This is a genomic window from uncultured Porticoccus sp. (genome assembly GCF_913061305.1).
In the GTDB taxonomy this organism is placed as follows: Bacteria; Pseudomonadota; Gammaproteobacteria; order Pseudomonadales; family Porticoccaceae; genus Porticoccus.
In genome coordinates, this window is the sequence record NZ_CAJXST010000002.1 from 362,287 (window position 1) to 372,560 (window position 10,274).

General features: G+C 51.4%; 9 protein-coding genes. 7 read left to right on the forward strand and 2 right to left on the reverse strand.

Annotation, left to right across the window (positions count from 1 at the left end):
- Nucleotides 1–17 precede the first annotated feature (17 nt).
- The 4 genes from QZ516_RS03755 to QZ516_RS03770 all read left to right on the forward strand — a co-directional run bounded on the left by QZ516_RS03755 (nt 18) and on the right by QZ516_RS03770 (nt 6,147).
- Complete coding sequence (locus QZ516_RS03755; protein ID WP_297186386.1) at nt 18–776, forward strand: DUF4197 domain-containing protein; 759 nt, start codon at nt 18–20, stop codon at nt 774–776.
- A 383-nt stretch (nt 777–1,159) separates the two neighbouring features.
- Nucleotides 1,160–2,737, forward strand: coding sequence for a Re/Si-specific NAD(P)(+) transhydrogenase subunit alpha (locus QZ516_RS03760; protein WP_297186390.1), 1,578 nt, complete (start codon nt 1,160–1,162; stop codon nt 2,735–2,737).
- A 12-nt stretch (nt 2,738–2,749) separates the two neighbouring features.
- Nucleotides 2,750–4,144 (forward strand): Re/Si-specific NAD(P)(+) transhydrogenase subunit beta, encoded by a 1,395-nt coding sequence (pntB, locus tag QZ516_RS03765; protein WP_297186393.1) that lies wholly within the window; start codon nt 2,750–2,752, stop codon nt 4,142–4,144.
- 218 nt (nt 4,145–4,362) lie between these two features.
- On the forward strand, nt 4,363–6,147 hold the full coding sequence (locus QZ516_RS03770) for a GGDEF domain-containing protein (protein WP_297186395.1): 1,785 nt from the start codon (nt 4,363–4,365) through the stop codon (nt 6,145–6,147).
- Nucleotides 6,148–6,198: 51 nt separating this feature from the next.
- Here the strand turns inward: QZ516_RS03770 and QZ516_RS03775 are convergent, their stop codons facing one another.
- Nucleotides 6,199–6,621: a YqaA family protein gene (locus tag QZ516_RS03775; RefSeq protein ID WP_297186398.1), complete on the reverse strand. Its 423-nt coding sequence runs from the start codon at nt 6,619–6,621 to the stop codon at nt 6,199–6,201.
- A gap of 256 nt (nt 6,622–6,877) precedes the next feature.
- Nucleotides 6,878–7,393 carry a CIA30 family protein gene (locus QZ516_RS03780; RefSeq protein ID WP_297186401.1) on the reverse strand — a complete coding sequence of 172 codons (516 nt, stop codon included), beginning with the start codon at nt 7,391–7,393 and terminating at the stop codon, nt 6,878–6,880.
- A 633-nt stretch (nt 7,394–8,026) separates the two neighbouring features.
- On the opposite strand from QZ516_RS03780, the gene QZ516_RS03785 reads away from it, so the two are divergent.
- From QZ516_RS03785 to QZ516_RS03795, 3 genes are all read left to right on the forward strand, one after another.
- Nucleotides 8,027–8,407: a hypothetical protein gene (locus QZ516_RS03785; RefSeq protein WP_297186404.1), complete on the forward strand. Its 381-nt coding sequence runs from the start codon at nt 8,027–8,029 to the stop codon at nt 8,405–8,407.
- A gap of 50 nt (nt 8,408–8,457) precedes the next feature.
- The gene (locus QZ516_RS03790) at nt 8,458–8,970 is read left to right on the forward strand and encodes a hypothetical protein (RefSeq protein WP_297186407.1); all 513 of its coding nucleotides are present in this window, start codon (nt 8,458–8,460) and stop codon (nt 8,968–8,970) included.
- 108 nt (nt 8,971–9,078) lie between these two features.
- A complete protein-coding gene (locus QZ516_RS03795; RefSeq protein ID WP_297186410.1) occupies nt 9,079–10,149 on the forward strand; it encodes a RelA/SpoT domain-containing protein in 1,071 nt (356 codons plus the stop codon).
- Nucleotides 10,150–10,274: the final 125 nt, after the last annotated feature.

Here is a 10,274-nt window from a genome sequence, read left to right on the forward strand (position 1 = left end):
TTTTATGAGGATGTGTCGTGGACAGAAATACCGTTTTGTTAAGTGTTGTGCTGGTGATCACACCGTTGTCTGTCAGTGCCGCCAGCTGGTGGGATACCGGCAAGGAACTGCTCGGTGGCAACACGGCAAACACGACAGAATCCGCTGCGCCGGTCAGTGGGCTGGCCGGGCTCTCCAGCGATGAAGTTGCCGCAGGATTGAAAGAGGCGTTGCGGGTGGGTGCCGGTAATGTGGTTTCACAGTTGGGCGCTCAGGACGGATTTTACCTCGATGACGCGATCCACATTCCATTGCCCCCACAACTTCAGCAGGCCAAAGGTGTTCTTGAGCAGGTGGGCATGGGCGACAGTTTGCAGGAGCTTGAAATGAAACTGAACCGGGCTGCCGAGGCGGCTACTCCGCGGGCCAAGGAGATGTTTCTCGATGCCATCAGTGCCATGACCATCGACGATGCAAAGAAGATTTACAGTGGCTCGGAAGATGCCGCTACCCGCTATTTCAGTGACAAAATGCGCGGCCCCCTCGGGGAGGAAATGCGCCCGGTGATTGAAGCCAGCCTCGCAGAGGTGGGTGCGCTACAGACTTACGATGCGATTGTCAGTAAATACAAGACCCTGCCTTTTGTCCCAGATCTCAAAGCCGATTTGACGGACTACACGATAAATGGGGGGATGGACGGTATTTTCTATTATCTGGCCCGGGAGGAAGCGGCGATCCGTGAGAATCCGGTCAAGCAAACCACCTCGCTGTTGAAAAAGCTGTTTGGTCAGCCCTGAACCCAGCCCGGTAATATGGCCGATCACAAATACGCTTCTGATTTCGAGGCCATGCAGCCTGTTCTGGTTTCCATATCGTCGCTCTCTCATAGGGGTTGCGGGGCTATACCCATCAAAATTCCCTATCAGTCTCTTTGCAGAATACTATCTGTTAATGGTTTATCCTGAAGCCACGAAAAGAGGCATGGAAGTTAAAATTCGCGTAGGATCGTAACCCTGCCCGGTCCTGTGGGGCGAGTCGTTAAATCATTAAACTCGGTATCACAGTCAGGTTTGCTGTGAAACTGACATGATCCGCTGAAATGAGAATGAGCCCGAAGCCAGGGTTTCCATGTTTCGATCAGTGCACCAGCCAATGGTGTTCAGACCTGGAGAGAAAGCGAATGACAACAATAGGTATCCCCAAAGAAATTTATCCCGATGAAAGGCGTGTTGCCGCCACCCCCACTTCCGTTCAAAAGCTGCTCAAGCTCGGCTATGAGGTATTGGTTCAGTCGGGAGCTGGTGAACCAGCGCATTATGATGATGAAGCCTACATCAATGCCGGCGCGGCAATTGCTGTTGATGCGCCTGCGCTCTGGAGCCAGGCAGATTTTATTCTGAAAGTACGTGCCCCTATGGAAAACGCCATGCTCAACAGGCATGAAGTTGACATGATGAAGCAGGGCGCTGGTCTGGCCAGCTACATCTGGCCGGCACAAACCCCTGAACTGCTGGAGAAGTTTGCGGCAAAAGGGGCCACGGTGTTCGCTATCGACAGCCTGCCCCGGATCAGTCGTGCGCAGAAAATGGATGCCCTCAGTGCCATGGCCAATATTGCCGGTTATCGCGCCGTCATTGAGGCGGCCAACCACTTCGGCCGTTTTTTTACCGGCCAGGTGACGGCGGCCGGGAAGGTCCCCCCCGCCAAGATCATGGTGATTGGTGCTGGCGTGGCAGGCCTTGCTGCCGTTGGTACCGCTAACAGCATGGGTGCCATCGTGCGTGCTTTCGATACCCGCCTCGAAGTGAAGGAGCAGGTGGAGAGCATGGGTGCCGAATTCCTCGAGCTGGATTTTGGCGATGAAGATGGCAGCGGTGGCGGCGGTTATGCCAAGCAGATGAGCGATGAGTTCATCAAGGCCGAGATGGCACTGTTTGCCGAGCAGGCAAAAGAGGTGGATATCATTATCACCACCGCCCTGATTCCCGGCCGTCCGGCACCGAAACTGATTACCGCCGAGATGGTGGCTGCGATGAAACCCGGCAGTGTGATTGTCGACCTGGCCTCGGAGCGGGGTGGTAACTGTGAACTCACCGAGCCGGGCAAGGTCGCTGTGCATCACGATGTGTCCATCATCGGTTATACCGATCTGCCCAGCCGCATGGCAAAGGTGTCCAGTGATCTCTATGCCAGCAACCTGACACACTTGATGAACGATCTGACGCCTGAGAAGGATGGTCAGCCCAGCGTTGATATGGAAGACACCGTCATTCGGGGACTCACGGTTGTTCACGGTGGTGAAGTTACCTGGCCACCACCGAAAGTGGAGGTGGCGGTGAATGCCCCGCCGCCGAGTACTGAAGAGCCATCGCCCACGGACAAAAAGGCCAAAGGCGAGCCCTCTGTGGTTGGCCGGTGGCTGGGCAAGGGCCTGCTGCTGCTGGTGACAGTGCTGGCGCTGCTGGGTATCGGTACCTACGCCCCTCCCAGTTTCCTTACCCATTTTACGGTGTTTGTCCTGGCCTGCTTTATCGGCTGGCAGGTGATCTGGAATGTAACGGCGTCCCTGCACACCCCTCTGATGAGTGTGACCAATGCGATCAGTGGCATTATCGTGATCGGGGCGTTGCTGCATCTGGCGCAGTCTGAAAGCGGTGCAGTGGGCATCATGGCTTTTATCGCCGTGCTGATTGCAACCATCAATGTGGCCGGGGGCTTTCGGGTTACCCACCGCATGCTGAAAATGTTTCGCCGATAAGGAGGGCACACCATGAGTCCAGGAATCGTCAGTGTGGCCTATGTTGTGGCCAGTATATTATTCATTCTCAGTCTCGGTGGTTTGAGTCACCAGGAGTCTGCTCGTCGCGGTAACTACTATGGTGTCGCCGGGATTCTGATTGCCGTTGGCGTCACCATAGCCAATGTCGGCACGGGCGATATGGTCGCAATTCTGGTTGCGATTGTGCTCGGCAGCATCATTGGTATTTTTCTGGCCAACCGGGTCGAAATGACCCAGATGCCGCAATTGGTAGCCCTGCTGCACAGCTTTGTCGGTCTGGCTGCCGTGCTGGTGGGCTTCTCCGGTTACATTGAGCCATTGATCGTGACCCACGGTGCGGAGCACACCATTAAACTGGTCGAGATATTTCTCGGTATTTTCATCGGTGCGGTAACCTTTACCGGCTCGTTGATCGCCTGCGGCAAGCTGGATGGCCGTGTGTCCAGCAAGGCATTGACTCTGCCGGGTCGTCACCTGATGAACCTGGTGGCACTGGCCATTACCGTGGCACTGGGGATCATGTTTGTCGGGGCCGACAGTCACTGGGCTGGGTTGCTGGCACTGATCATCATGACCATCATCGCCAGTGTGCTGGGTGTCCACCTGATTATGGCTATCGGCGGTGCCGACATGCCGGTGGTGGTTTCCATGCTCAACAGCTACTCGGGTTGGGCTGCCGCCTCTATCGGTTTCATGCTGGGCAACGACCTGTTGATTGTGACCGGCGCCCTGGTGGGCAGCAGTGGTGCCATCCTCAGTTACATCATGTGTCGCGCCATGAATCGCTCGTTTATCAGTGTGATTCTCGGTGGCTTTGGCCAAACCACCAGTAGCAGTAGTGCGTTAACAGGTGATGAAAGTGTTCAGGAAACCTCCGTCGATGAGCTCGCTGAGGAATTGCTGTCATCGGACTCCGTGATTATCGTGCCCGGTTACGGCATGGCAGTGGCCCAGGCGCAGAGCGCGGTGGGCGACATTACCAAACTGCTGCGCGAGAAGGGTGTTACGGTGCGATTCGGTATCCATCCGGTAGCCGGTCGATTGCCGGGGCACATGAATGTGTTGCTGGCAGAGGCCCACGTTCCCTATGACATCGTGCTGGAAATGGATGAAATCAACGAAGACTTTCCTTCAACAGACGTGGTGCTGGTGATCGGTGCCAATGACACCGTCAACCCGGCCGCGGCCGAAGACCCGGGTAGCCCAATTGCGGGTATGCCTGTTCTCGAAGTCTGGAAATCCCGTCAGGTAGTGATACTGAAACGCGGTATGGCAACCGGCTATTCCGGAGTGGAAAATCCCCTGTTTTATAAGGACAACACCCGGATGTTATTTGGCGACGCCAAGGAAACCGTGGATAAGTTGCTGGGTGCACTGCGCTCATGATCGGGCGGATTTGACAATAAGCGGTCTGTAGCGCAGACCGCTTCAACCACGGCAAATCGCTGCGCCCATTACCTGGCCCAGGCATGTAATGAACAGAAAATCGATGACCGACAGGTGCGCCATGTACCTGCCGGGCGTCGCCTGCCCATGGAATGCATACTGATCAAAAACCGGGGATCCCTCCCAGCCATTTTTTGGGCATACAATTTGATGAATTTATGAAGCAACATGTCGGCGTGGTACAAACGATCCCCGATTTCCAGTCTGAACTGGAGGTGCTGGCCGGGGGGTTCCATAGCGACCGGGCCGAACTGCCTTCAGCCATTCTGGTGCAGTTATTCTTTTCTTCCGACAACCTCGAGTGGATAGATCAGGTATCTGAGGCTGTGCTGACTGTCATGCCCGAGGCGGTTGTCGTCGGTGCTACCACAGACGGCGAGATTGCCCACGGCAAAACACTGACCAATAGCACCGTCTTTTCCATCTCGCTATTCGAAAAAACCACCCTGCAGATTGTTTCCGATAGCTGCCTCCCCGGCGAGGAGCTGGTGCTCGGGGAAGGCCTGCGAGACCGGTTGCTCAGGCAGGAGCAGCAGATTGCCGGTGTGCTTTTCCTGGCAACCCCTCTCTCAATCAATGTCAGCAGGCTGTTGGATGGACTGGCGTCGGGGGGTATCAATTTCCCCCTGTTCGGCGGCGGCGCAGGTGATTATGCCGTCATGGAACACAGTCTGGTTATTGCCAATCAGCAGACCATCGACTGTGGGGCAGTGGTGGTTGCCCTGATCAGCGATGATCTGGTCATCAAGGAATACACCTATTCGGGCTGGATGCCGCTGACCAGGGAAATGACCATTACCGCCACGAAAAATGACAGGATTGCCACCGAGATTGATGGCCGGCCTGCCTATGATGTGTACAGCGGTTATCTGGGCATCGAGAACGGCCAGCAGTTCTTCCTCAACGCCCTCGAATTTCCGTTTCTGGTGGAGCGCGGTAACGAACTGCTTGGCCGTACGCCCATGAAGGCAACCGAGGACGGCGGAATACATTTCATTGCTGATGTTATGCCCGGCGATAAATTTCGTATCGGTTATGGTGATCCCAAAGAAATTATTGCCCACGCCAAACATGCCCGTGATGAGCTGAGCGAATTCTGTCCCGAGGCTATTTTTCTCTATACCTGCTGCTGCAGACGCTTCCTGATGCAAAATGACGTTGAAATGGAAACGCTGCCATTTGAAGAGGTCGCGCCAACGGCCGGTTTCTATACCTATGGTGAATTCCTCGGTAAGGGCAGTCACATCAGCCATTACAACTCCACCATGTTGGTGGTGGGTATGCGGGAAGGTGAGCCGAAACAACCGGTGGCGGGTGAAGTCATCGGGCAGGCAACCGAAGCCGGCCCGGCAGACAGACCGGACCTGTACAAAAATCAGCACATTCGCGTGGTGACCCAGCTCATTCACTTCATCGAAACCATCACTGCCGAGCTTGAAGATCGAAACAAAGAGCTCATGCAACTGGCGGTTACCGACAAGCTGACCGGGTTGTTCAATCGGGCCAAACTCGATCAGGTCCTGGATGAGGAGATTGTCCGCCACAACCGCTATGGCACGGAATTCTGCGTCATCATGGCAGACATCGACGACTTCAAGATGATCAACGACACCTTCGGTCATCACAAAGGGGATGCCGCGCTGGTGGCATTTTCGGACATTCTTCGGCACAGCATTCGTGTCAATGACACGGCCGGTCGCTGGGGTGGGGAAGAGTTCCTGATTGTTCTGCCACACACCTCGGTCGATGCGGCCGCACAAACCGCCGAAAAGATCCGCGCACTTGTGGCGAGCGGCGATTATGGCGAAGTTAAAACCGTCACGGCCAGTTTTGGTGTGCTGGCGCACAAGCCCGGTGAAACGGTGGACGACCTGTTGTTGCGGGCGGATATGGCGCTGTACGCGGCGAAGCGAAAAGGCCGCAATGCGGTGGTCTGCCAATAGACGGATCGCCGGTCATTCTGTCGATCTAGTTCTCTTGCCCGGATTTTTTTGTCAAATAGCCAGATAGCCCATTATCACTACTGCATATCGCAGGCCTTTTCCCGTGGCCACCAGAACAAAAAAAGTGCTGGCGGGGACCTTCATCAGACCGCCGACCACGGTCAGGGCATCGCCACCTATCGGCAGCCAGGTCATCAGCAGACTCCATTTGCCGTAGCGGTTGAACCAGTTTTGTGCCCGCTCTATATCCGCCTTGCGGGAAGTAAACCAGTGGCGTTCCGAGTAGTCCCCCAAACGCAGCCCGATCCACCAGTTAACCCCTGCACCCAGGGTGTTGCCGGTGGTGGCGAACAGCCACAGCAGTAGTGGGTCGAGTCCATCCCGGAGCTGGGCGACCAACAGAATCTCGGAATAAAAAGGCAGCAGGGTGGCTGCACCAAAAGCGACGGCGCAAAGCAATAAATAATCTGTCATGGGGTTAACGGAGACCGATCAGTCATGGGAGAGGGACCTGTTTGACCATGGGCAAAAGGGATGCCGGTGAGCATAAAGACTATCGGGGTGCGCTTCAAACAGGTACTGCAAACTATGAAAGGTTAAAAGTCTGCAAGTAGTTGGGTTGATACTACCGTCTGGATCACACAACACCGGGGCGGATGCCCGTCGAAATGGTAGCGTTGGCAATGTTTGAAGGACGCTGACTCATTGGGTTTTCAGCCGGATTGTCCGATCAGTAAAACCGCAGGCCCGACAGCGCCAGATCCGCCTCGAAGGCGCGCCCGATAGCCACAAGTCCTATCCGTTTCAGTTTGCCTAGATTGAGCGGCGTCTCGGTGCGATGGGCAACAAAATCATTGAACGGCAACCGGACTGTTTGCCATTCCGGTTTGACCTCAAAGGGCTGACGATAGGACTGCCAGGGTCTGCTCAGTTCGGTGGTTCTCAGGTGAACGGCGTATTCCTCCGCCGGGCCGCAGACATCCAGCTCTATGCCCTGCCACGCGCCAGCATCCACGGCGGACTGATCGCCGGATAAATCCAGTGCCATCTGCAGAAACCCGCCGTTATTCTCGAGACTTACCCGGCCGCTCATGCGCAGTGCCAAACGGTTGCAGATACTTTCACGAGTCAGTGTGCCTTCCGACAGCCCACCCATCACACCGTCGGTTACCAATCGCCACCGGCATGGATTGCCGTCGGAGGGAAGGACTGATTCAAGGCTGTCAAAGATAACGGGGTTTGTCATAACGATTGAATCCCTGTTTTGCTGGTGGACGGTGAAAAAGCCAAGTGTGTTCTACAGCATTGCCCCGAGCCTTAAGGTATTTAAAGGCCAATAATCTGAACGTCTGGGCGGATAAAGTCCAGGGCATAATGTTGGCTCAGTCCAGAAATGAAAAAGGCCCGCGATTGGCTGCGCAAAAGGGCTGCCGGTAGGATTGCCAGGTGGGTCAAAAACTATTTAGCATGGGCTGCCGACAGCATCTGCGGATGTACCTTGCCATGAAAAAACATATCACATTCAATCCAGTGAAGGTACGATTGAACAACGCGGCGACTGTAGCGCCCGACCAACATTTACTTGTTAATCGAACCTGGGCGCGGTGACACAGCCATGATCGAATGCACTTTCAAACAGACTGTTGAGATAAACAGCCTTCCGCTTTTTCAGAAAAATCAATGGTCATCCGTACATTACAGGCCAGCCTATTTGAATGCCCACTCCGACAATAAAATAAACAGCAAAAATAACGAAGGGTTAGATAACACATGGTCACCACTCTAATATATTACAGTGGCCGCCTTTTAATAATTATTATGAGGCCGAAGGCCTCATTAACAGACTGTTATGAAGCACCACATATCGAGATTTGATTATATGAATAAATTCTTACTTCTACTTTTATTACTTCCATTTTCAGCTCAGGCTTCACTTGAATGTAAAGGTAGCTCTTTTGGCCTAGATTTTATTTATCTTATTAGCACCGGAGAAAATAAAAATTTGGTTGTTGAAGCTAAAACTTTTTTAAAAGGTGAAATTATTATCGAACAAACCGGCGTAGCTACATACTCATCTACAGTTAGAGTCAGAAGCATTGGTGAGCAAGAAAGCTACTATGTGTTTGCCCCTGATATTGATTCATACACGGAAATCTTTGCATTATCGAAAGATCTAAAATCAATGGGCAGGTCACGTCCTGAGCCAGTTTCAGATACAGGTAACTTTATTAAATTTAGATGTACTGGTTTTCTCGATTGACACGGCTCATAACAAGCGGCTTAAGGCACGGGGCGTTATGAATAAAAACTATGTTCGACTTTAACGATGAAGATGAAGAACGAAAAAGAGCTGAATGGTATGCCCCATTAGGGGAGTTCATGCTTCTTTTCTCCAATTTGGAATTTACTTGCAACGAGTGGATCACCTTGCTTTGCAATAGTAAGGCCATGTCTAATCACATCAAGGGACTATGGTCGTTTAAAAAACGAGTTGATCTTATTATTGAATTAATATCTGAATATCAGGTAACTGAGGCTAAAAGAGAGCTATGGGTGTCGCTCTGGAAATCGATAAATTCCAATATAACCCTCAGAAATACAATTGCGCATAACCCTCCTTTTGATAACTTTGGAATTGAATTCGATTCAAGTCTAGCGAGTAAAGATGTCACGAGAGCTGTTGAAATTCACCAGCTTAGTAAACCATTGGGAGATCCGGGTTCCGGCATCACACTAGAAAAGCTAGTGAGTTGTAATGTTGAGCTTCGCAAGATACTGATTCAATTAGATTATGAAAGCAGTTGTGAGGCGGCAAGGTATTGACACGAAAATTCATAACAAGCGGCTCAAATACGCTCCGCTTCGCTACGCCGGACGCTCACTGCATTCACGCCGTTTAGCCGAGCGTTAGCCATCCTTCAGGGAGAATACATGCCATCTTTGGATTTTGAGACGGAAAAGACAATTTTCCGAGATTACTACAACGAAAATAGTGGGCTACTGGATGGAGCAAAGGGTTCATTCATCACTCTAGTGAATTCCCTAATCAGAAGCTCCAGCGATATTGCTTTGTCAAAAATTGAAGGCCGAGTAAAAGATAGGGACGAATGCGTAAAGAAATTCAGCAGAAAATATCGAACAGATCTTGAATCAGAAGGCGCAGAATATCAGATTATAGATCACATCACCGACCTAATAGGCTTGCGGGTAGTTTGCCTCTATGAGGATGATATAGTCAAAATTAAAGATCTTTTGTGCGAGCATTTCGATGTTATTGATATAACTGACAAGATTTCACAGATTGAAAATACCGAAAACTCTTTCGGCTATAAAGGTCTCCATTTGGATCTGAAATTAAATGAACAAAGAAGGGGGCTTCCTGAATATTCGAAGTTCACAGATTTCCAGTTTGAGGTTCAAATACGAACGATAATACAGGACTCATGGAGCGTTCTTGATCACAAGATTAAGTACAAAAAATCTATACCGAATTACCTTAAAAGACGAATTAACTCTCTAGCCGCGCTATTTGAGGTGGCGGATAGGGAGTTCAGAGAAATCCGAAATGCCACAGAAGAAAGTATAAGGGCAGAAGACGTCCCTCAAGAACAAATCACTCAGGAAACCGATCAAGTTGAATCGGATGAAGAAGCACCTAGGTTTACAATTTCCCCTTTAAACGCGTTCAGCTTTTTGAAGATCGCACAGCACTTTTTTAACGGTTTTGAGTTCGAGCCCCATAAGGTGGACGGATTTACCGAAGAAATCGTGTCTCTGAAACCGGATATAACTCGCGGAAAATTCAATTTCTATATGCGAGAGAATATCTCGCTAGTAAAGCGATATAAGGAGTTTTTCGAAAATGAGTACCCAAATGATAAATTGAATCCTTATACAATTATTAGGCACTGTCTATATAACGGTAATAAGGAAGCGTTTTCTAAATTGCTGACCAACCAATCAACCGAAACGTTTGAAGCATGGCTGGCAGAAAATGACTAACAAAGTGCTGCTGTCGGAAAAACTTTACGCTACGCTTCAAATTTTCCGCAGAGCGCGGCGTTATGCCTTTCGAGATACCCATGACTTGTAGACACTCTGTATAGTTAGATCGACCTATATGGAGG

Excerpts from the sequence above, each read along its gene's own strand:
- QZ516_RS03760 (WP_297186390.1), top strand. The coding sequence starts at position 1,160 with ATGACAACAATAGGTATCCCCAAAGAAATTTATCCCGATGAAAGGCGT.
- pntB (WP_297186393.1), top strand. The coding sequence starts at position 2,750 with ATGAGTCCAGGAATCGTCAGTGTGGCCTATGTTGTGGCCAGTATATTA.
- QZ516_RS03770 (WP_297186395.1), top strand. The coding sequence starts at position 4,363 with ATGAAGCAACATGTCGGCGTGGTACAAACGATCCCCGATTTCCAGTCT.
- QZ516_RS03775 (WP_297186398.1), bottom strand. The coding sequence starts at position 6,621 with ATGACAGATTATTTATTGCTTTGCGCCGTCGCTTTTGGTGCAGCCACC.
- QZ516_RS03780 (WP_297186401.1), bottom strand. The coding sequence starts at position 7,393 with ATGACAAACCCCGTTATCTTTGACAGCCTTGAATCAGTCCTTCCCTCC.
- QZ516_RS03785 (WP_297186404.1), top strand. The coding sequence starts at position 8,027 with ATGAATAAATTCTTACTTCTACTTTTATTACTTCCATTTTCAGCTCAG.
- QZ516_RS03790 (WP_297186407.1), top strand. The coding sequence starts at position 8,458 with ATGTTCGACTTTAACGATGAAGATGAAGAACGAAAAAGAGCTGAATGG.
- QZ516_RS03795 (WP_297186410.1), top strand. The coding sequence starts at position 9,079 with ATGCCATCTTTGGATTTTGAGACGGAAAAGACAATTTTCCGAGATTAC.